The 21,277-nt window shown below is 54.8% G+C and carries 21 protein-coding genes; 14 read left to right on the top strand and 7 right to left on the bottom strand.

All coding sequences use genetic code 11. From position 1 onward, the window contains the following. The first annotated feature begins 165 nt into the window (after positions 1 to 165). A complete protein-coding gene (gene cysQ / locus H7K52_RS13595; protein ID WP_003855511.1) occupies positions 166 to 909 on the top strand; it encodes a 3'(2'),5'-bisphosphate nucleotidase CysQ in 744 nt (247 codons plus the stop codon). 56 nt (positions 910 to 965) lie between these two features. Here the strand turns inward: cysQ and H7K52_RS13590 are convergent, their stop codons facing one another. Beyond that, the gene (locus tag H7K52_RS13590) at positions 966 to 1,523 is read right to left on the bottom strand and encodes a YtfJ family protein (RefSeq protein WP_003855512.1); all 558 of its coding nucleotides are present in this window, start codon (positions 1,521 to 1,523) and stop codon (positions 966 to 968) included. Between the two features lie 314 nt (positions 1,524 to 1,837). Here H7K52_RS13590 and H7K52_RS13585 point away from each other — a divergent pair, with 314 nt between their 5' ends. Continuing rightward, complete coding sequence (locus H7K52_RS13585; RefSeq protein ID WP_003855513.1) at positions 1,838 to 2,044, top strand: DUF1107 domain-containing protein; 207 nt, start codon at positions 1,838 to 1,840, stop codon at positions 2,042 to 2,044. A gap of 179 nt (positions 2,045 to 2,223) precedes the next feature. On the opposite strand, the gene paeA is transcribed toward H7K52_RS13585, so the two are convergent. Further along, positions 2,224 to 3,546, bottom strand: a complete 1,323-nt coding sequence (gene paeA, locus H7K52_RS13580; protein WP_008925787.1) for a polyamine export protein PaeA — start codon at positions 3,544 to 3,546, stop codon at positions 2,224 to 2,226. A 491-nt stretch (positions 3,547 to 4,037) separates the two neighbouring features. Between paeA and tamA the strand changes: the two genes are divergently transcribed. From tamA to H7K52_RS13565, 3 genes are read left to right on the top strand one after another with little or no spacing between them, the layout of a single operon-like run. After that, positions 4,038 to 5,777: an autotransporter assembly complex protein TamA gene (tamA, locus tag H7K52_RS13575; protein ID WP_182630133.1), complete on the top strand. Its 1,740-nt coding sequence runs from the start codon at positions 4,038 to 4,040 to the stop codon at positions 5,775 to 5,777. Continuing rightward, positions 5,774 to 9,541: an autotransporter assembly complex protein TamB gene (gene tamB, locus H7K52_RS13570; protein WP_182630132.1), complete on the top strand. Its 3,768-nt coding sequence runs from the start codon at positions 5,774 to 5,776 to the stop codon at positions 9,539 to 9,541. The genes tamA and tamB overlap by 4 nt, the downstream gene beginning before the upstream one ends. A gap of 2 nt (positions 9,542 to 9,543) precedes the next feature. Beyond that, entirely contained in the window at positions 9,544 to 9,897 is a 354-nt protein-coding gene (locus H7K52_RS13565) for a gamma-glutamylcyclotransferase family protein (RefSeq protein WP_008925784.1), read from the top strand. Positions 9,898 to 9,956: 59 nt separating this feature from the next. Here the strand turns inward: H7K52_RS13565 and ppa are convergent, their stop codons facing one another. The 3 genes from ppa to H7K52_RS13550 all read right to left on the bottom strand — a co-directional run bounded on the left by ppa (position 9,957) and on the right by H7K52_RS13550 (position 11,509). Then, a complete protein-coding gene (ppa, locus tag H7K52_RS13560) occupies positions 9,957 to 10,487 on the bottom strand; it encodes an inorganic diphosphatase (RefSeq protein WP_003855519.1) in 531 nt (176 codons plus the stop codon). A 100-nt stretch (positions 10,488 to 10,587) separates the two neighbouring features. Continuing rightward, positions 10,588 to 11,037 carry a DUF441 domain-containing protein gene (locus tag H7K52_RS13555; RefSeq protein ID WP_003855520.1) on the bottom strand — a complete coding sequence of 150 codons (450 nt, stop codon included), beginning with the start codon at positions 11,035 to 11,037 and terminating at the stop codon, positions 10,588 to 10,590. Positions 11,038 to 11,098: 61 nt separating this feature from the next. Beyond that, positions 11,099 to 11,509, bottom strand: coding sequence for a lysozyme inhibitor LprI family protein (locus tag H7K52_RS13550; protein WP_039659418.1), 411 nt, complete (start codon positions 11,507 to 11,509; stop codon positions 11,099 to 11,101). Positions 11,510 to 11,677: 168 nt separating this feature from the next. On the opposite strand from H7K52_RS13550, the gene H7K52_RS13545 reads away from it, so the two are divergent. Then, positions 11,678 to 13,237 carry a methyl-accepting chemotaxis protein gene (locus tag H7K52_RS13545; RefSeq protein ID WP_003855522.1) on the top strand — a complete coding sequence of 520 codons (1,560 nt, stop codon included), beginning with the start codon at positions 11,678 to 11,680 and terminating at the stop codon, positions 13,235 to 13,237. Positions 13,238 to 13,296: 59 nt separating this feature from the next. Here H7K52_RS13545 and fbp read toward each other — a convergent pair whose 3' ends face one another. Beyond that, positions 13,297 to 14,304 carry a class 1 fructose-bisphosphatase gene (gene fbp, locus H7K52_RS13540; RefSeq protein ID WP_003855523.1) on the bottom strand — a complete coding sequence of 336 codons (1,008 nt, stop codon included), beginning with the start codon at positions 14,302 to 14,304 and terminating at the stop codon, positions 13,297 to 13,299. Positions 14,305 to 14,472: 168 nt separating this feature from the next. On the opposite strand from fbp, the gene mpl reads away from it, so the two are divergent. Then, positions 14,473 to 15,825: a UDP-N-acetylmuramate:L-alanyl-gamma-D-glutamyl-meso-diaminopimelate ligase gene (mpl, locus tag H7K52_RS13535; protein ID WP_182630131.1), complete on the top strand. Its 1,353-nt coding sequence runs from the start codon at positions 14,473 to 14,475 to the stop codon at positions 15,823 to 15,825. A 130-nt stretch (positions 15,826 to 15,955) separates the two neighbouring features. On the opposite strand, the gene yjgA is transcribed toward mpl, so the two are convergent. Further along, entirely contained in the window at positions 15,956 to 16,501 is a 546-nt protein-coding gene (gene yjgA, locus H7K52_RS13530) for a ribosome biogenesis factor YjgA (protein ID WP_003855525.1), read from the bottom strand. 114 nt (positions 16,502 to 16,615) lie between these two features. Here yjgA and pmbA point away from each other — a divergent pair, with 114 nt between their 5' ends. From pmbA to H7K52_RS13495, 7 genes are all read left to right on the top strand, one after another. Next, a complete protein-coding gene (pmbA, locus tag H7K52_RS13525) occupies positions 16,616 to 17,956 on the top strand; it encodes a metalloprotease PmbA (RefSeq protein WP_003855526.1) in 1,341 nt (446 codons plus the stop codon). A 62-nt stretch (positions 17,957 to 18,018) separates the two neighbouring features. Then, positions 18,019 to 18,405 (top strand): cytochrome b562, encoded by a 387-nt coding sequence (gene cybC, locus H7K52_RS13520; protein ID WP_105100033.1) that lies wholly within the window; start codon positions 18,019 to 18,021, stop codon positions 18,403 to 18,405. 294 nt (positions 18,406 to 18,699) lie between these two features. Further along, positions 18,700 to 19,035: a glycine dehydrogenase gene (locus H7K52_RS13515; protein WP_003855528.1), complete on the top strand. Its 336-nt coding sequence runs from the start codon at positions 18,700 to 18,702 to the stop codon at positions 19,033 to 19,035. A gap of 13 nt (positions 19,036 to 19,048) precedes the next feature. Beyond that, on the top strand, positions 19,049 to 19,405 hold the full coding sequence (locus tag H7K52_RS13510) for an SFCGS family glycine-rich protein (protein WP_003855529.1): 357 nt from the start codon (positions 19,049 to 19,051) through the stop codon (positions 19,403 to 19,405). A 2-nt stretch (positions 19,406 to 19,407) separates the two neighbouring features. Continuing rightward, complete coding sequence (locus H7K52_RS13505; protein WP_003855530.1) at positions 19,408 to 19,707, top strand: DUF4312 family protein; 300 nt, start codon at positions 19,408 to 19,410, stop codon at positions 19,705 to 19,707. A 127-nt stretch (positions 19,708 to 19,834) separates the two neighbouring features. Further along, positions 19,835 to 20,611 (top strand): DUF4311 domain-containing protein, encoded by a 777-nt coding sequence (locus H7K52_RS13500; protein ID WP_008925780.1) that lies wholly within the window; start codon positions 19,835 to 19,837, stop codon positions 20,609 to 20,611. An 11-nt stretch (positions 20,612 to 20,622) separates the two neighbouring features. Next, the gene (locus tag H7K52_RS13495) at positions 20,623 to 21,264 is read left to right on the top strand and encodes a DUF4310 family protein (protein ID WP_008925779.1); all 642 of its coding nucleotides are present in this window, start codon (positions 20,623 to 20,625) and stop codon (positions 21,262 to 21,264) included. Positions 21,265 to 21,277: the final 13 nt, after the last annotated feature.

The raw sequence follows: 21,277 nt of genomic DNA, 5'->3' as shown, positions 1-21,277 counted from the left end.
CTCACTGGCGTCAGCATGGCGATAAGCACGTAACTATGATATTGATATATCTATAAATTGAATCGCCGCCGGACCAGTAAACAGGCTGGTCAGGCGGAACTGCTAAAATGTCACTATCTGAAGATGGACTGATCCTGCAGCAGACAGACAAAAACGAGGTGAAAAATGTTAGAGCAAATCTGCCAACTGGCACGCGAAGCTGGCGACGCGATTATGCAGGTCTATAACGGTGCCGCGCCGCTTGACGTTTCTCACAAATCGGACGATTCGCCGGTGACCGCTGCGGATATCGCGGCGCATGAAGTCATCATGGAGGGGCTGAAACAGCTATCGCCTGACATACCGGTACTTTCAGAAGAAGATCCGCCAGCCTGGGATGTCCGTCAGCACTGGCAACGCTACTGGCTGGTTGATCCGCTGGATGGCACCAAAGAGTTCATCAAGCGTAACGGTGAATTTACCGTCAATATTGCGCTGATTGAAGCGGGCAAGCCGGTGATGGGCGTCGTCTATGCGCCAGTGCTGGGCGTAATGTATTCCGCGGCAGAGGGTAAAGCGTGGAAAGAAGAGGGCGGTCATCGCGAACAGATTCATGTCCGTGACGCACGTCCTCCGCTGGTCGTGGTAAGCCGCTCACATGGTGACGACGACGAGATGAAAGAGTACCTGAAGCAGTTGGGTGAGCATCAGACCGTTGCGACCGGCTCCTCACTGAAATTCTGTCTGGTGGCAGAAGGTAAAGCTCAGCTCTATCCCCGTTTCGGGCCAACCAATATCTGGGATACCGGCGCGGGTCATGCCGTGGCGATGGCTGCGGGTGCGCATGTACATGACTGGCAGGGCAAAACCCTGGACTATGCGCCGCGCGAATCCTTCCTGAATCCCGGCTTCCGCGTTTCGCTCTTTTAAGACGATATTGGCATAAATGCCCGGCGAGCGATTCTCTCGCTCCCGGGTGTTCAGCATTACTCTTTCAGCAGTGAGTTGACCAGCGCGATAACTTTTGTCACTTCATCCTGCGTCAGCGAACCATCCTTCACAAACTTCACTTTGCCCTGCTTATCCAGCACCACTATGGCGGAACCACCAGGCTGTAACTGCCAGCTGTGCTGCACGTTGCCTTTGCTGTCTATGACAAACTGAGACCAGGGATATTGCTGCTTGTTGGTCTCGACGCTGCTGCGCACAAACATGCCCGTGCCCGGAATCGCGTCATCGGTATTGACGATGGTGGTGGTCTGATAGCGATCATGCGGCAGCTTCGCGGCTTTGATCGCTTCTACCAGTGCCGCGTTCATCTCTTTCGCAGATGAGCGACCCGCAATATGCTGGATGACGCGAACTTTTCCGCTGAGCTGCGCGCTATTCCAGTTTTTGTAGCTAAACTTCTCCTGTTGCAATAACAGCTCGCCTTTGTCATTCACGCCTACAGCCGGTACCCGCATATCCAGTCTGAGGTTATGAGCCATCGCGCCTGCCGGTATCAACAGAGACAACGCCACAGCTGCCAGGGTTATACGCATTGTTATTTCCTTAGGTGATCAGACCAGTCAGTCATTTTACTGCAATAGTAAGCAGGGATGATGCGCCTGTCCTGGAAAGGTGTCAGGTTTGTTATGGCCGCCACAATTCCTTAATCAATGAAGGTTTATACTGTGTTGTGTGAGCCTGATAACAGAGTGTTCTGTAATGATGTGTCAATTCAGTAAAAAAATTCACTTTTAGGAACATCAGTCAGTTTTAGTGTTCTATAGTTATCGCGAATTCGCGCTTCATGGGCTGGAACCAAATTTGGAAACGGCGAAGCGTGCTTAAAAATGTACAGGAGTTAAACAGCATGAAGATCTTCCAGCGCTATAATCCGCTACAAATAGCGAAATATGTAAAAACGCTTTTCAAAGGAAGGTTGTATATCAAGGACGTGGGCGCGTTCGAGTTCGATAAAGGGAAAGTATTAATCCCTCGCGTCAAAGACAAACAGCACCTGAGCGTGATGTCAGAAATTAACCGCCAGGTCGTTCGTCTCAAACTTGAGTTCAACTAATAACAAGGGCGCCGATGGCGCCCTTAGTGTATGACCTATCAGGCTATTCCCTTTGCCTGTCCGAACACGGACGGTGCCCACAATCTCCAACTGCTACGTAAACGTTCCGGTTGTTCCGCGCGCTCTGTATCCAGGACTGCCTGGGACAATAATAGCCGCCGGGACACGCTCTGAGTCATTTACTCTTCTTCGGTTTTGGTCAGGTTCAGCACGGGTGGTCGTTCATCAATGCGGGTGACCAGCAGCTGATCGATACGGTAGCTATCGATATCTACCACTTCGAACTTATAGCCAGCAAACTTCACAAAATCGGTACGCTTTGGAATCTTACGCAGCATATACATCATAAAGCCGCCGATGGTTTCGTAGTTGCCTGACTGCGGGAAATCATCGATGTCCAGCACGCGCATCACGTCATCAATCGGTGTGCCGCCTTCAACCAGCCATGAATTCTCATCGCGCGCCACGATCTGCTCTTCCATGCCCTGACCGACCAGATCGCCCATCAGTGTGGTCATGACGTCATTCAGCGTAATGATGCCCACGACCAGCGCATATTCGTTCATGATCACCGCGAAATCTTCACCAGCGGTTTTAAAACTTTCCAGCGCTTCTGAGAGCGTCAGCGTGTCCGGCACGATTAGCGCAGAGCGAATCTGCAGGCCGCTGTTCAGCGCCATGCTCTGATTGCCGAGTACGCGCAGCAGCAGCTCTTTTGAGTCGACATAGCCAACGATATGATCGATGTCGCCGCTGCAGACCAGAAACTTCGAATGAGGATGCTGGGCGATTTTGGTCTTGAGGCTGGTCTCATCTTCGTGCAGATCAAACCAGACAATATTCTCGCGTGAGGTCATTGAAGAGGGAACGGTACGTGACTCCAGCTCAAACACGTTTTCAATCAGCTCATGCTCCTGCTTGCGCAGAACGCCCGCCAGCGCACCGGCTTCCACCACCGCGTAGATATCGTCGGAGGTGATGTCATCTTTACGCACCATCGGCAGCTTGAAAATACGGAAGAAGACGTTGGCCAGGCCATTAAACAGAAATACCAGCGGACGCATCACTAACAGGCAGAAACGCATCGGATTGATGATGCGCAGCGCGATGGTTTCCGGTGCGACCATGCCAACCCGCTTTGGTGTTAAGTCGGCAAACAGGATAAACAGGCTGGTCACGATGGTGAATGAACAGATAAAGCTGAGCTGTTCCGCCAGTTCCGGCGAAACAAAGCGGTTAAACAGGCCGCTGAAAACCGGTGAAAATGCCGCGTCGCCGACAATACCGCCCAGGATGGCGACAGCGTTAAGGCCAATCTGCACCACGGTGAAGAACATGCCCGGCGTTTCCTGCATTTTCAGCACACGCTGGGCATTGACGTTGCCTTCGTCGGCCAGAAGTTTCAGTTTGATCTTACGGGCGGCCGCCAGCGAGATCTCCGACAGGGAGAAAAAGGCACTGATTACAATCAGCAATAAAATGACAAGCAAGCTATCTAACATATGAGATCCAAAGGGTTATCCACTTGTCATTTTTGGCCTGGGCAGCGTGGGTAAGCGCAAACAGAGTTGGTTTATCCGTGAAACAGAGCTATCCGTGCCAAAAATGTCTGCGCCAGTTCGACAACGTACATGTCGGGGCAGAAATGAAAACAGGCGGAATGCCTGTGGTGGCAGATTATAGCAGGAGCGCTCATCGGGCCGCCAGAGGGCAATCTGCCGCTTCCCTCAGGATTAGCAGGCAGAACGGTGCGTTATCGACTCAGATTTATCTGAGTGAATCATTTTGGACCGCTCATTCCCGCCTGCAGGAGTTGTATCAATCCCCCCATTTACCGACAATAGCCGCGTTATTTGAGTTAGAAGTCGATTTTGCGCCGCCGTTTGCCATAAAGTGCGGCTATGATGAGGATGTTGCCGTTGCGGTAGTGCGGGCAAAGATGATTAATAAGTGCCCCGCGGAAAAGGGGCCGGCATGATTAACAGGAGTACAGGTGCCACGATTTTATGTTTATTGCATAGCTGGCCTGCTGCTTGCCGCGCCCGCCCTTGAGGCGGCGACCGTGCGATTACAGGTAGATGGCTTAACCGGGGATCTGCAAAAGAATGTCAGAGCGCGCCTTTCCACCATCGGCAGCGACGAGGTCTCGAATGATGGCCGTTTTCGTGCACGTGTCTCTGTTGCAATAAAAGAGGGGCTACGCGCCCTTGGTTATTACGAGCCGACCATCGACTTCGAATCCCGCCCCGCGCCTGCGAAGGGAGGACGGCCGGTATTAATCGCACATGTGACGCCGGGCGAGGCTGTCAAAATTGGCGGCAGCACCATTGTGGTGGAAGGTGATGCGCGCAATGATCCTGATTACAAAGCCTGGGTGAAGCAGGGACGGCCCAAAGTGGGCACGCAGCTTAACCACGGGCAGTATGACAAATTTAAAAGCGGCTTCTCTAATCTTGCGCTGCGTAACGGCTACTTCGACGGCACCTTTAAAAAAAGCCAGCTCGGCGTCTCGGTTGAGCGCCATGAAGCGTTCTGGGATATCGACTACGACAGCGGCGAGCGCTATCGCTTTGGTGACGTCACTTTTCAGGGATCGCAGATTCGTGAAGAGTATCTGCAAAATCTGGTGCCCTTTAAAGAAGGGGATTACTACAGCTCACGCGATCTGGCCGAACTGAATCGCCGCCTCTCCGCCACCGGCTGGTTTAATTCGGTGGTGGTCGCGCCGGAATTCAGCAAGGGACGACAGACTAAAGTGCTGCCGCTGAGTGCCGTGATGTCACCCCGCACCGAAAACACCATTGAAACCGGCGTCGGCTACTCAACTGACGTCGGTCCGCGGCTGAAAGGAACGTGGAAAAAACCGTGGATCAACGACAGCGGCCACAGCCTGACAGCCAGCGCCTACGTGTCTGCGCCGGAACAGCAGGTCGACCTCAGCTATAAAGTCCCGTTACTGAAGAGCCCACTGGAGCAGTACTACACCTTCTCCGGAGGCCTCAAGCGTACCGACCTTAACGACACCAAAGCCGACACCACCACGCTTGCGATGTCGCGCAACTGGGACAGCAGCAGCGGCTGGCAGAAGGCGGTCAACCTGCGCTGGAGCCTGGATCACTTTACGCAGGGCAGTGTGACCAATACCACCATGCTGCTCTATCCCGGCGTCAGCGTAAACCGCACCCGCTCGCGCGGCGGTCTGATGCCGACCTGGGGCGACTCACAGCGCTACTCCGTCGACGTTTCCGATACGACATGGGGCTCCGACGTCGACTTCCTGATTCTGCAGGCGCAAAACGTCTGGATTCGCACTCTCGGTGACAGTCATCGCTTTGTGGCGCGCGGCAATCTTGGCTGGATTGAAACCAACGACTTCGACAAGGTGCCACCGGATCTGCGCTTCTTCGCGGGTGGTGACCGCAGTATTCGCGGTTACAAATACAAAAATATTTCACCGCGTGACGACGACGGCAAACTCACCGGGGCATCAAAACTCGCCACCGGATCGCTGGAATATCAGTATAACGTCACCGGTAAATGGTGGGGCGCGGTGTTTGTCGACTCAGGCGAAGCGGTTAACGACATTAAACAGAGCAATATCAAAACCGGTGCAGGTGTCGGTATGCGCTGGTCTTCACCGGTTGGCCCCATCAAATTTGATATTGCCAGACCTATCGGGGATGACGAGGAGCATGGATTGCAATTTTACGTAGGACTGGGGCCTGAACTATGAAGCTGTGGAAAAAGGTCCTGATCGGTATTCTGATCTTTCTGGTTGTGCTGTTGGGTGGCGTGGCATTTTTAATCGGGACCACGCCGGGACTGCATTTAGTGCTCAAGGGTGCATCGCGCTGGGTGCCTGGCCTGTCGATCAAACAGGTCGATGGCGGCTGGCGTAACCTGACCCTTAACGGTCTGCGCTTTGAGATGCCCGGCGTCAGTGTTGATGCCGGGCAGATTCACCTGGCGGTAGATCTTAACTGCCTGCTGCACTCCTCCGTGTGCGTCAACGATGTCTCCCTGCGCGATATCAGCGTGGTCGTCGACAGCAAGAAAATGGCACCTGCCGCCGCCGCACCGGAAGAGGAGAGTAGCAACGCTAACCTCAGCACACCATACCCCATCACGCTGCGTCATCTTGGCCTGCACAACATCAATGTGAAGGTTGATGACACCGCGATCTCGCTGCTTGATTTCACCACGGGCCTGCAGTGGCAGGATCGTGCGCTGACGCTGAATCCGACCCATATCCAAAGCCTGCTGATTGCGCTGCCAAAAGCGGCAAAAGTGGTGAAGGAAGAGGTGGTCGATCCGAAAGTTCAGCAGCCGCATCCCGCTGAGAAACCGCTGGGCGAAACGCTGCAGGCGATGTTTGCGCAACCGCTGCTACCGGCATTGCCTGATTTCCGTCTGCCGCTGGATATTGACGTACAGCAGATTCTGGGCGAGCAGCTGCGCGTGACCGGCGACACCGATATCGCTGTCAGCCGGTTGTTGCTGAAAGCCAAAACCGCCGATCGGCAGATGCAGTTAACGACGCTGGAAGTGGACTCGAATCTGGGCAATCTGACGGGGAGTGGGCAGGCGACGCTGGCGGATAACTGGCCGGTCGATTTCTCCCTGAATGGCACGGTCAATACCGATCCGATTAAAGGCGAAAAGCTGGCGCTGAAACTTAACGGCGCGATGCGCGACACGCTGAAGCTGGGCCTGAATCTCTCAGGTCCGGTCAATGCGCAGCTGGATGCGACGACCCAACTGGCTGTCGCGGGACTGCCGCTGTCACTTCAGCTGACCAGTCCGCAACTGCGCTGGCCGCTAACCGGACCGATACAGTATCAGGCCGATAACCTGGACTATCAGTTCAAAGGCAAAGCCACCGACTATGTGATGTCACTGCAGACCGCCGTGAAGGGCGAATCTGTGCCACCGGCCAATGTCTCGCTGACGGGTAAAGGTAACGTTGAGCAGTTCAGCCTCGATCGCCTGCGCGTAGCCGCGCTGCAGGGCAATATCGATCTCACCGCGCTGGTGGACTGGAGTAAGGCAATCAGCTGGCGCAGTGAGCTGACGCTGGCAGGGATCAATACTGCGAAACAGTATCCTGACTGGCCCGCGCGGCTGGATGGCAAAATCACCACGCGCGGCAGTCTGTATGGCGGCACCTGGCAGCTGAGCGTGCCGCAGCTTCAGCTAAAAGGTAACGTGAAAAAGAATGCCGTAACCGCTGACGGCTCACTGACCGGTAACAGCTACAACCAGTGGACGGTGCCGGGTATTAAGCTGGCGCTGGGACGCAACCATCTGGATGTCAAAGGGGCGCTGGGCGACAGTCTGGATCTTGATGCCAGTATTGATGCGCCACAGCTCGACAATGCGCTGCCGGGTCTGGGCGGCGTGGTCAACGGCACGATTAAAGCGCGTGGCACTCTGAAGACACCGCAGCTGCTGGCCGATCTCAATGCCCGTGGTCTGCGCTGGCAGCAGATGCAGATTAATCGCGTCACCCTGAATGGCGATGTCCGCTCCGGCGAACAGGTCGCCGGTAAACTGCAACTTCGCGTTGAGCAACTGAAGCAGGATGCGCTGAACATCGGCCTGCTGACGCTGAATGCAGAGGGGAATGAGCGTCAGCATCAGATGAAGCTGACTGTGCAGGGCAAACCGGTCTCGGGTCAGCTGGCGCTCAACGGCAGCTTTGATCGCCAGACCGAGCGCTGGAAAGGCTCGCTAAACGATACCCGCTTTGACACGCCCGTGGGCGAGTGGCGTCTGACCCGCGCCATGGCCATCGACTATCTGAACAGCCGTCAGACGGCGACCATCGGGCCGCATTGCTGGCAGAACCCCAATGCACAAATTTGTGTACCGGAGCCGATTGAAGCGGGCCCGGCAGGTAAGGCGCATGTGGTGCTGAACCGTTTTGACCTTGCGATGGTCAAGCCATTTATGCCGGAGGCAACCCAGCTCAGCGGCCTGTTCAGTGGCGATGTACGCGTTAACTGGACGGCGGATGGCAGCCTGCCAACCGGTACTGTGGCGCTGAAGGGTAACGGCGTAAAAGTGGTGCAGGATGTTCAGGGCAACAGCCTGCCGATCGCCTTTGACACGCTTAACCTGAATGCCGCACTGCGAAACGGTCGCGCACAGCTCGACTGGCTGATCCGCATTGCCAAAAACGGGCAGCTGGATGGCAACGTGCAGATCGACGATCCGCAAAATCGCCGCACGCTGGGCGGTAACGTGAACATCCGCAATATCTCGCTGGCGATGATCAATCCTGCGCTGATGCAGGGCGAGAAGATCAAAGGCAGCCTGAACAGCAGCCTTCGCCTGGGGGGAAGTGTGCAGCAGCCGCAGGTGTTTGGGCAGTTGGGTCTGACGGGTGTGGATGTGGATGGCAACTTTATGCCGGTCGATCTGACCGCCGCCAACCTGAATCTGGTGTTCAACGGTATGAGTTCTACTTTGAACGGACTGGTCCAGACTGCACAGGGCAACATCAATCTTAGCGGTAACGCCGACTGGAGCCAGCTCGATAACTGGCGTGCGCGCATCGCGGCGCAGGGCAGTCGGGTTCGCGTCACCGTTCCGCCGATGGTGCGTATGGATGTCTCGCCGGATCTGGTATTTGAAGCGACGCCAGCCGCCTTTAACCTTGATGGCAGCGTCGATATTCCGTGGGCGCGCATCACGGTGCAGGAAGTGCCGGAAAGCGCGACGGGCGTCTCGTCAGATGAGGTGATGCTGGATAAACAGCTGAAGCCAATTGCACCGCAAACCGCTGCGATTCCGATTAACAGTAACCTGGTGATCCACGTCGGCAACGATGTGCGCCTGTCTGCATTTGGTCTGAAAGCGAAGCTGAATGGCGATCTGAAAATGGTGCAGGATAAGTCAGGACTGGGCTTAAACGGCCAGATCAACATTCCATCCGGTCGCTTCCACGCCTATGGTCAGGATCTGATTGTGCGTAAAGGTGAGCTGCAGTTTGCCGGGCCGCCTGATCAGCCTTACGTTAACCTGGAAGCCATTCGTAACCCGGATGCGACGGAAGATGGCGTCACTGCCGGTCTGCGCGTGACCGGCCTTGCCGATGAACCTAAAGCGGAAGTCTTCTCCGATCCGGCGATGTCGCAACAGGAAGCGCTTTCCTACCTGCTGCGTGGTCAGGGATTAGGCAGCGACGGCGACAGTAACGCTCTAACGTCGGCACTTGTTGGCTTAGGGGTTGCACAAAGTGGTCAGGTTGTGGGTAAAATCGGAGAGACCTTCGGTGTCAGCAATCTCGCCGTTGATACTGCCGGTGTTGGCGATAGCCAGCAGGTGCAGGTCAGCGGCTACGTGCTACCGGATCTGCAGGTAAAATACGGTGTTGGCATATTTGATTCACTGGCGACGTTAACCTTGCGTTACCGCCTGATGCCTAAGCTCTATCTGGAAGCCGTGTCCGGTGTGGATCAGGCTCTCGATTTGCTCTATCAGTTTGAGTTTTAGCAATGCGAATAATTGTCTACGGCAGTTTACGGCGCAAACAGGGAAACAGTCACTGGATGACCAATGCGCAGTGGCTGGGTGATCACCAGATTGAAGGCTTTGAGCTGTATAGTCTGGGCCATTATCCCGGCGTAATAGAGGGCAATGGAGCGGTACATTGTGAGGTGTACCGCATTGATGCCTCAACCCTGGCGGAGCTGGATGCGCTTCGCACCAAAGGGGGAGAGTACAAACGATTTCTGACTCAGACGCCGTTTGGCAGTGCATGGCTTTATGTCTATCAACGCTCAGTGGCAGGACGCCAGCGCATTATGAGTGGTGACTGGCTAAAGCGTGATGAGGAGCCAGAGGCCTGAACAAAAACACCGTCCATTTGGACGGTGTTTTTTTTTCGACTTACAAACCGGCAGCAGAATTACTTCTTCTGTGCGCGCTCATAAGAGGAGATGATTTCAGCTTTAGCGGCTTCGGCGTTATCCCAGCCATCCACTTTCACCCATTTGCCTTTTTCCAGATCTTTGTAGTGTTCAAAGAAGTGGGTGATCTGTGCACGCAGCAGTTCTGGCAGGTCGTTCACATCTTTGATGTGATCGTACTCTTTAGAAAGCTTGGTGTGCGGAACGGCAACCAGTTTGGCATCTTCACCAGACTCGTCGGTCATTTTCAGCACGCCAACCGGACGGCAGCGGATCACGGAGCCTGGGACCAGTGGATACGGGGTTGGAACCAGTACGTCAACCGGATCACCATCCAGAGAAAGGGTATGGTTGATGTAACCGTAGTTGCACGGATAGAACATGGCGGTAGACATGAAACGGTCTACAAACAGGGCACCAGACTCTTTATCAACTTCATATTTGATCGGATCAGCGTTCGCTGGGATCTCAATGACAACGTAGATATCTTCTGGCAGGTCTTTACCTGCTGGCACCTGGTTCAAACTCATCTGGTATTCCTTCAGTAGTCGTATGTTGAGTGTCGGCTATTATAGCCAACTGACTCTGAATGTATGCCCCCTTTTTGGCGTTTCGGAATGCGCCCAAACGCTACTTAGCTGCCACAAACAGTGAAACAATGCCTGCGGCAATCAGTGGCCCTACTGGCACGCCACGAAAGAACGCGACGCCTATCACCGTACCAATCAGCAGACCTCCGATTACAGAGGGTTGTACGCTCATAAAATTCACGCCACGACCGCCCAGCCAGGCGACAAAAATCCCCACCAGAATCGCCACAATCGACTTCCAGTTGGCAAAGGATTTGATTAAGGCGGAGGCGGGCAATGAGCCGCTGGCCAGCGGCGCCATGACTGCCACAGTAAGAATAATGATGCCTAAGGTAATGCCCTGTTTTTCGACGTAGGGGAAGAACTGCGCCAGCGGGGTAATTTTAATCGCCAGCAGCACCAGAATCGAAATTGTGACCGCATTGTTGTGTACGAAATAACTCAGCACGGCGAGGCAAATCAGAATGATGGTCGAGGCGTAAGCAGCCATGGTTTCTCCCTGAAGGTTATGGAACGCACTGACTTCCGCCAGTGCAAAAGCCAGTTATCGATCAGCAGTCATCGGGATTCGCACAACTGCCTTTAGAAAGTGATTGCAACATCAGCGCCTGATTACGTACCAGGCTCAGATGCTGCGCGCTCAGGGCCACGCTACCCAGTGTTCCCTGAGAACTGAGCTGACTGCGACTCGCCTCCAGCCAGCTGTCGCGGTAGCTCAGCCAGGCACGCTGAGCGGCACGCAGTTTGTTCTTCGGTTCGCCGGAGAGCGTTTTCATCAGCTTGTTGTACTGCTTATTCATCGCCTGATCCCAGACCTTGCTTGCTGCCGCGTAGCACTGATTCATTGCAAGAGTCGTTGAGGCATTATTGAGGCAGCGATCAGGCGAAGCGTCTGACGGCATATCCTCTGCCAGCGCCGATGTGCTGAGGCAGATCAGCATCAGAAACAAACCTGGTTTCATTCTTTTCTCCGGATAACGGATGGGCGGCAATCAGCTTGATGGATGTTTCTGTGATGATCAAGTTGTTAACACTAATCAGCGTTAAAGTTTCGGACCGTTACTGCCGATAATTCCTCCGCTTTGAGGCCGCTTGAAATTCGCCTTTTCACATACACGGAAACTATCAGGATGAAACAGTTATCACTTCGCACGGGGTTGCTGGCTTTGCTGGCATTTATGACACTGCTGCTGTTGGCGGTGAGTTCTATGGGTATCGTGGCAATTAACAAAGGAAACCGCTCGCTGGATGTGGTTAACCGCATTCAGGGGATCGAGCTGAACAGTCTTTATAAGAGCAATTCAGATCTGATGCGTGCCCGCGCTAACGCAGCGCTGGCAGTGCGTAAAATTGAAATTGGTATGCTGGAAGAGGGCGCGGCAGTTACAAAACTCTCACAGGCGGATGTGGTGTCATCACAACTCAACCTGAAGCGCTTTGTGGACGCAGGAACGGTGACGGCGCACGGTAAGATGCTGGCGGATGCGGTTTCAGCCAGTTACAAAGCCTATCTCGACCAGGGCATCAAACCGATGATGGACGCGCTGGATAAGCAATATACCGACGAATATTACCAGCTGCTGGAAGGCAACCTGGCAACACTGGCGGCCAGTTACGATAAGGCGGTCACTGACTTCAGCCAGTTTGCTGACCAGGTCACGCAGGCTCAGCTGGTGCAGGCGGCCCAAAACGAAACCAAAATGAAAATCCTGATCGGTGTGGCAGGGATATTAACGTTGCTGCTGCTGGTGCTTGCCTGGCAACTGCTGCGCCGGATGCTGCTGCAGCCGCTGAACCAGGCGATTGTCCATCTTGAGCAGATCGCGGCGGGTGATCTGTCGCAGGCGCTGCCACCGTCCAGCAACAATGAGCTGGGCCGGCTTAACCATGCACTGAGCGGGATGCAGGACTCATTGCGGACCTCAGTGAGTCAGGTGCGTGAAGCGAGTATGCAGATCGACATCGGCAGCCGTGAACTGGCGGCCGGTAACGTCAATCTGTCTCAGCGCACCGAAGAGTCCGCCGCCTCGCTGGAGCAGACGGCGGCCAGTATGGAGCAGCTTACAGCCACCGTGCGACTTAACGCCACAAATGCTCAGCAGGCGAACCAGCTGGCAAGCGCGGTCTCCGATACTGCCGATCGCGGCGCTGAGGTCGTCAGCTACGTGATGGAAAAAATGAATGAGATCACCGAAAGCGCCAATCGTATCGGCGACATTCTCAGCGTGATTGATGGCATCGCTTTCCAGACTAACATCCTGGCGCTCAATGCCGCCGTGGAAGCGGCGCGTGCAGGCGAGCAGGGCCGTGGCTTTGCGGTGGTGGCAAATGAAGTGCGCACGCTGGCACAGCGCAGTGCTAACGCAGCCAAAGAGATCCGCACGCTGATCAGTGACTCACAGTCTCGGGTGAAAGAGGGCAGTGAGATGGCGACGCGCGCCGGGGAAACCATGGATGAGATTTCTGGTGAGGTGATGCGCGTCACGGCACTGATGAAAGAGATCTCGATGGCCTCCGACGAACAGAGCCGTGGTATTGAGCAGGTCAATCTGGCCGTCACGCAGATGGATGCGGCAGCTCAGCAGAACGCCGCGCTGGTGGAGCAGGCAACGGCTGCGACTCAGTCGCTGGAAGCACAATCCGACCAGCTTCAGTCAACGATGGCGCAGTTCAGATTGCAGACGGCGTAAAAAACAGAAAGGGCGCGAAATCGCGCCCTTTCTACATGACTTTTTATACTACTTCCGGATTAACCCTGACGGCAATCCGGGAACTCAGCCAGGAAACGCTCAACGTCGTTAACCATCGCCTCGTTACCGCAGTAGAACGGGCAACGCTGATGCAGCGTGACCGGTGGAATATCCAGAATACGTCTCTGACCGTCGGTCGCTTTACCGCCCGCCTGCTCGGCCAGGAACGCCATCGGGTTGCACTCATACAGCAAACGTAGCTTGCCCTGAGGATGGCTGGCGGTACTTGGATAGAGGTAGATACCGCCTTTCAGCAGATTACGGTGGAAATCCGCAACCAGCGAGCCGATGTAACGTGAGGTATAAGGACGATGCGTTGGCAGATCCTCTTCCTGACAGAACTTCAGATATTTCTTCACACCCTGCGGGAAACGAATGTAGTTACCTTCGTTGATCGAATAGGTGTATCCGGTTGGCGGATAGGTCATACGTTCGTGACTGAGGCAGAATACACCCAGTGACGGATCATAAGTAAACGCATGCACACCTGCGCCGGTGGTATAAACCATCATGGTGGATGAGCCGTAGACCACGTAACCGGCAGCAACCTGCTTGTTGCCTGGCTGCATGAAGTCCGCTTCAACCACTGGCGTGCCGGGCTCGCTAACGCGATGATAAATAGAGAAAATGGTGCCGACGGAAACGTTAACGTCGATGTTAGAAGAACCATCCAGTGGATCCATTAACACCACGTACTTACCGTTTTCCTCACCTTCAAAGATAACGAACTCGTCTTCTTCCTCAGAAGCGATACCGGCGACGATGCCACGTGCTTTCAGTGCTGCCTTCAGTTTTTCGTTGGCAAACAGATCAAGCTTCATCTGCTGTTCACCCTGAATATTCTCCACGCCGCTGGCACCGAGAATATCCACTAAACCGGCTTTGTTGATGTCGCGGTGGATAATTTTGGCACCCAGCTTGATAGCTGAAATCAGCGCCGTCAGTTCACCTGTGGCGTGCGGAAAGTCGTGCTGCTTCTCGACGATAAATTCGCCCAACGTTTTCATAACACATTCCCTGAATCTTCTATGGAGTGGCAGCACGCGTAACAGTCTGCCAACGGATGCGTACGCAGTTTAGCCGAATGAACTTCAAAAACCATAGTCCTAATCCGTTTCTTCCGTCTGCGAGCGGCGTTACACTGTGCGCCGAACTTTTGAGTAATGGATCATGTTATGCGCATTCACATCCTCGGGATTTGTGGCACTTTTATGGGCGGTCTGGCGATGCTGGCACGTTCACTTGGTCATCAGGTGACCGGTTCAGACGCCAACGTTTATCCGCCAATGAGTACCCTGCTCGAACAGCAAGGCATTGAATTGACTGAAGGTTATGACCCCAGCCAGCTGGATCCGATGCCTGACTTAGTCATCATCGGCAATGCGATGACGCGGGGTAATCCTTGCGTGGAAGCCGTACTGGAACGCAACATTCCCTACCTCTCTGGCCCACAGTGGCTGCACGATTTTGTGCTGCGCGATCGCTGGGTACTGGCAGTGGCCGGAACCCACGGTAAAACCACCACAGCAGGCATGGCAGCGTGGATTCTCGAGGCATGCGGCCTTGAACCCGGCTTCATTATTGGTGGTGTACCAGGAAACTTCGATGTCTCAGCAAAATTAGGAAAAAGTCCATTCTTCGTCATTGAAGCGGATGAGTATGACTGCGCGTTTTTCGACAAGCGTTCCAAGTTCGTCCATTACTGTCCGCGTACCCTGATCCTCAACAACCTTGAGTTTGATCATGCTGACATCTTTGATGATCTGCGGGCGATCCAGAAGCAGTTCCACCATCTGGTGCGGATCGTGCCGGGTCAGGGCAAGATCCTGTTGCCGGAACATGATCCTAACCTCAAACAGGTAATGGCGATGGGCTGCTGGAGTGAGCAGGAGAGCGTTGGCGAGCACGGGCGCTGGCAGGCGAAGAAGCTGACCAACGATGCCTCTCACTGGGAAATCTGGCTCGACGGCGAAAAAGTCGGGGAAGTGAACTGGGGCCTGGTTGGCGAACACAACATGCACAATGGCCTGATGGCGATTGCGGCCGCGCGGCATGTCGGTGTGAAGCCGGAAGATGCAGGCCAGGCGCTGAACACCTTTATTAATGCACGTCGCCGGCTGGAGCTGCGCGGTGAAGTGAACAGCATCAAAGTCTATGATGACTTCGCGCATCATCCGACCGCGATTCTGGCAACACTGGCTGCGCTGCGCAGTAAAGTGGGCGGCAGAGCACGTATCCTGGCGGTACTGGAGCCACGCTCCAACACGATGAAGATGGGCGTCAGCAAAAACGATCTGGCCCCGTCTCTGGCACGGGCTGATGAGGTCTTCCTGTTCCAGCCTCACCATATTCCGTGGCAGGTTTCAGACGTGGCAGAAGCGTGTATACCGCCTGCGCACTGGAGTGCGGATATCGATACCCTGGTCGAAATGGTGGTCAAAGCCGCTCAGCCAGGCGACACGATTCTGGTCATGAGCAACGGCGGGTTCGGCGGTATTCATCAGAAGCTGCTGGACAGGCTGGCCTGATATGACAGGCGCCCGACAGGGCGCTTATTTTGCAGGAAAATCCTGGTAAATCCTTTCATCTCTTGCCGTTACAAATCCGCTCAGACTTCCTGCCCTGGCCGTGCGCCGTCTGAGCACGTCTGCCATGGCATTACTTCGCTTCGGCCAGCTCGCGCAGATACTGGAAAATCTGACGTGCAGACTTCGGCGGCTTATTGCCCGCTTTCTCTTTCTGCGCGTTACGAATCATGCTGCGTAACTGCTGACGATCGGCTTCGGGATAGAGCGCGATCACATCGCCCATCGCCTCATCGCCCTGCTCAATCAGACGATCGCGCAACATTTCCAGTTTATGGAACAGTGCAACCTGCTGATTGTGGCGATTATTGAGCTTGTCCAGCGCAACACGAATCGGCTCCACATCTATACTGCGCAGCAGTTTACCGATCAGCTGCAGCTGACGGCGGCGACCCTCTTTCTTAATGCGCTGCGCCAGTTCAACTTCGTTACGCAGGCGCTCATCCAGCGGGATTTTATCCAGCGAGTTTTTACCCAGATCAACCAGTTCGGCACCCAGGCGCTTTAACTCTTCTGCATCGCGTTTAATTTCACTCTTACTGACCCAGATAATCTCTTCATCTTCTTCTTCGTCATTATCTGGCACATCGTCGAGCCACTCATCGGGCTGTTTGGTCATTTCCGGGCTCCCAAAAAAAAGAGGCTAATCGTACCAGTTTATCGGGTGACTGCGAAATTGTTCTCTGACTCTGATAGACTCAAATCATTCACACATAAGATTATGGGCAGGTCGATGAACGTATCTACTCAGGTTGCAGAACAGCGAAAAGTCCTGGAGCAGGCCATTGCGCAGGCACTTGAACTGGCTAAAGCAAGCACTGACAGCGCGGAAGTGGCAGTAAGTAAAACTACCGGCATCGGGGTCAGCACCCGCTATGGCGAAGTGGAAAACGTCGAATTCAACAGCGATGGTGCGCTGGGCATCACCGTCTATCATCAGAATCGTAAAGGCAGCGCCTCATCGACCGACCTCAGTCCGGACGCCATCAAACGCACCGTGCAGGCGGCGATTGATATTGCGCGCTACACGTCGCCCGATCCGTTTGCCGGCCCGGCTGACGCGGAGTTACTCGCGTATGATGCGCCGGACCTGGATCTCTACCATCCGTGGGAGATTGACGCCGACCGCGCCATTGAACTGGCGGCACAGGCGGAGCAGGCGTCGCTGCGTGCAGACAAGCGTATTACGAACACCGAAGGGGGCAGTTTCAATAGCCACGTCGGCATCAAAGTCTTTGGCAACAGCCACGGTATGTTGCAGAGCTATTGCTCAAGCCGCCACTCGCTCTCCAGCAGCGTCATTGCCGAGCAGGATGGCAATATGGAGCGTGATTACGCTTATACTATTGGCCGTGCGTTTGAGGATCTGAAAAGCCCGGAGTGGGTGGGTGCAGAGTGCGCACGCCGTACGCTCTCCCGTCTGGCTCCGCGTAAACTGCCGACCATGAAAGCCCCGGTGATTTTTGCTTCTGAAGTGGCGACCGGCTTGTTTGGTCATCTGGTGGGCGCGATCAGCGGTGGCAGCGTGTACCGTAAATCGACCTTCCTGCTGGATTCCATGGGGCAGCAGATCCTGCCGGAGTGGCTCACTATTAATGAGCAGCCGCATCTGCTGAAAGGGCTCGCCTCCACGCCATTCGACAGCGAAGGGGTGCGGACTCAGGCGCGCGACATCATCAAAGATGGTGTGCTGCAGACATGGCTGTTGACCAGCTATTCAGCCCGTAAACTGGGCCTGACCAGCACCGGTCATGCTGGTGGCATCCATAACTGGCGCATTGCGGGCCAGGGCCACAGCTTTGACGAACTGCTGAAGCAGATGGGCACCGGATTAGTGGTGACTGAACTGATGGGCCAGGGCGTCAGCGCCATTACTGGGGACTACTCACGCGGTGCAGCCGGTTTCTGGGTCGAGAATGGTGTTATTCAATACCCGGTCAGCGAAGTCACTATCGCCGGAAATCTCAAAGAGATGTGGCGCAACATGGTGACCATTGGTGACGATATTGAAACCCGCAGTAATATCCAGTGCGGTTCAGTGTTACTGCCTGAGATGAAAATAGCGGGACAATAAGATGGATTCCTGAAGCAGCCTGTTGGCTGCTTTTTTTTCATCACAATAAAAAGGAAGTAATGATGCGTAAGCATGTGATTGCAATGTTGTCGGCTTCTCTGTTGTTCTCCAGCGTCAGCCTCTATGCGGCGGATCTGGAAAAGGATATGGACACGCTGAATGCGAACCTGAAAATCGTCAAGAAAAGTGAAAATGCTCAGGAGATGCAGCAGGCGTTAACCAAAATGCGTGCCGCGGCGCAGGATGCCAAAAAATCAACGCCGGATAAGCTGGAAGGTCAGCCTGCTGACAGCGCGCAGGTCAAAGATTATCAGGCGGGCCTCGATTCGCTGATTGCGCAGATCGACGTGGTCAGTGCACTGGCGAAAGCCAACAACGTGGATGGCGCTAAGCGCGAAGCTGCTAAATTTGATGACATCCGCAATACCAACCATAAGAAATTCCGTTAATCAGATCGCCGGTCACCCTGACCGGCGATTTTTACCATCACTTCTGCTTATTACCGCGCCGTAAAGCCTCTTGCAACGCGCCTGTCGCCGCACAACATCGTCGTCTTTACCTGTTAAAACCCGCATTTTGCGCATTATGCGACGCCTGTCGCACTAAGCGTGCAGGCTGCGATCTGACGCACAACCTTCACGTCAATTTCCACTTACTGCTGGAAATGTTGCCTCTCCACAGTCGGGGTGATGACCGTTAATTTATTTTTAACGCGAATTATCCGGTTTAACAGGAGTAGCAAGGTGAGCAATAAGGGCGTCCCGGTGTATGAAGCGTCACCGGAGAAAGTGCAGCAACTGGCTGACAGCGTAATGACGCAGATTGCGGCGCTCTATCAGCAGCATGGCATTCAGCCCAACGCGGTCCAGCAGCAGATGCTGCAATCCCATGTCGGCGCCATGGCGTCACGCTCGCTGAGCGGAGAGCCGCTGCCGGACGTGGAAGCGGAGCTGTTTGAAGATATTCCACCGGAAACCGTGGCACTGGCGCAGCAGGTGGTCGATCTGTTTGGCAATCTGCCCCGGGAAGAGGCCTGGCTGCTGTCAGTGCATATTGAAGTCGCGCGATCCAACAACTAGAGAGGAAGACAACATGGTAACAGTAGTGATTGGCGATCGTTTAGGTAAAGGCCAGAAAGTGGCTATTGGCATCGAAAAAGCAGGTGGCCGTGCTGTTGTGGTACCCGGTGTGGCGGCTGATATGAAACTGGGTGACGTGATGAAGGCAGAAAATGCCGATTTCGGTATCTCCTTCTGCGGCAGCGGCGGCGCTGGCGCCATTACCGCCCAGAACAAATATGGCTACAAAGCAAAGCATGGTATGCGCTCTATCGATGAGGGCGTCACCGCCATTAATGAAGGTGCCACGGTACTGGGTTTTGGTTTCATGGATAAAGAAGAGTTAGGCGAGCGGCTGGTGCAGGCCTGGAACAAGAAGCACGGCAGCTGATTATGAAAGAACAATACGTTACTCAGGTGACGGTCGAAGGCAAAGGCGATACCAAAGCGAAAGCCTTTGCAGACGCGCTGAGTCGGGTGCAAAACCAGGTTCTGCGCGCGACGCAAAAAATTCTGCTGCGCATCGAACCGCAGGATGTCCGGGTGCTGTGCGCGCAGGAGAGCGTCAAAACCGAGAAGTTTCTCTTCTTCTTTCTGGCACGTCAGCGGCGAAGCTTCAGCGTCACCCTGGAGATCACTGTCAGCGTCACCGTTTTCGACACCGAACGCGTGACGTTTACGGCGGCATCGTAAAACAGAACCTGTTTACATCAGCCCGCTACTGAACCGAATCTCAGCTGTCGCGATAGCGCGACGCTAAGACCGGAGCGACGCGGGCGCTGAGGCAGGATGGGTAAAAACGACAACAAGGTACAACAACATGTTTTTAATCATTTTGTTTAAGTCGTTGATCATTGGCGGACTGGTCGGTGTGGGTGTGGGGGCGGGTGCTGCACGCATGTTCCACGCGCCCACTACCCAGGGCATGGGCGCCTTTCGTACGCTGGGCGAGCTGAACTCGTGCGAAGGCGATCCGGCCTCTCACTTCTCCTTTGGTCTTGGCTTCTTTTTCAATGCCTGGGCATCGTCGGTTGCAGCCGGTTCATTCACGCAGGATGTCGATCACCGCATCATCCCAAACTGGGGCGCGGCCGCGCTGATGGTGAAGAATCGTAATGTGGCAGAGACGCTGCACGACCCGAAAAAAATGGCCATCGCCTGCGGCATTATCGGCATGATCGTCGTTGCCTTTCTCAACTCTACCGCGTCAGCTGTTCCCGCAGCGCTGCAGGTTACCGCAGTCAAAGTGCTGGTGCCCGCCGCTAACCTGCTGGTGAACACGGTGATGCCGGTAATCTTCTGGCTGGCAGCAATCGACGCAGGTAAAAAGTCAGGCTTCTGGGCCACCATTTTTGGCGGTCTGGCACAGCTAATCATGGGCAATGCCGTGCCTGGGCTGGTGCTGGGTATCCTGATCGGCAAAGGGGTGGAAGAGAGCGGCTGGAATCGGGTTACCAAAGTGATGATGACCGCTATCGTGCTGCTGTTTGTGCTGAGCGGCTTCTTCCGTGGTTTCGATATGAAGCTGTTGCAGTCCTTCCAGCTCGGCATTCCCGGCTGGCTCGACATGATCCACAACTCAGTCAGCGGCAAATAAGAGGCGATGCGATGAACGAAAATAAAGGCTTCTGGTATGCCGACTGGTCTTTCCCGATCTTTGTTGGCCTGCTCTCCTCGGGCGTCTTTGCCGGGACGCACATGTATTACCTCTACGGCATCGGCGCGTTCAACGAGGTGGCATTTGTGTCGATGCTGCGCGCAGGCATGGAGACCGGCGTCTACGGCGCAGTCGCCGCTTTTGGTGCCAGTTTCCTGTTTGCCCGCATTATTGAAGGTTCACTGGTGGGCATTCTGGATATCGGCGGGGCGATTCAGACCGGCGTCGGCCTGGGCGTGCCGGCACTGCTGCTGGGCGCGGGCATCGTCTTTCCGGTAGCGAATTTTGCGGCCTCGCTGGTGACGGGCCTGGTGATTGGTGTGGCGATTGGCTACCTGATTATTCTGGCGCGTAAATTCACCATCAATCAGAGCGACTCCACCTACGGCGCAGACGTGATGATGGGAGCCGGTAATGCCTCAGGGCGCTTTCTGGGTCCGCTGATTATCCTGTCCGCCATGGCGGCCTCGATTCCGATTGGTCTGGGTTCGCTGCTGGGTGCGCTGCTGTTCTATCTCTGGAACAAGCCGATCACCGGCGGTGCGATTCTCGGCGCGATGATCCTGGGTGCGCTGTTCCCGATTGCTCTCTGATCTCACCGGCAGC

It is taken from the genome of Pantoea hericii, assembly GCF_014155795.1.
GTDB lineage: Bacteria > Pseudomonadota > Gammaproteobacteria > Enterobacterales > Enterobacteriaceae > Pantoea > Pantoea eucalypti.
The sequence above is the reverse complement of the archived record's forward strand: the minus strand, read 5'-3'. Positions and strand labels throughout refer to the sequence as shown.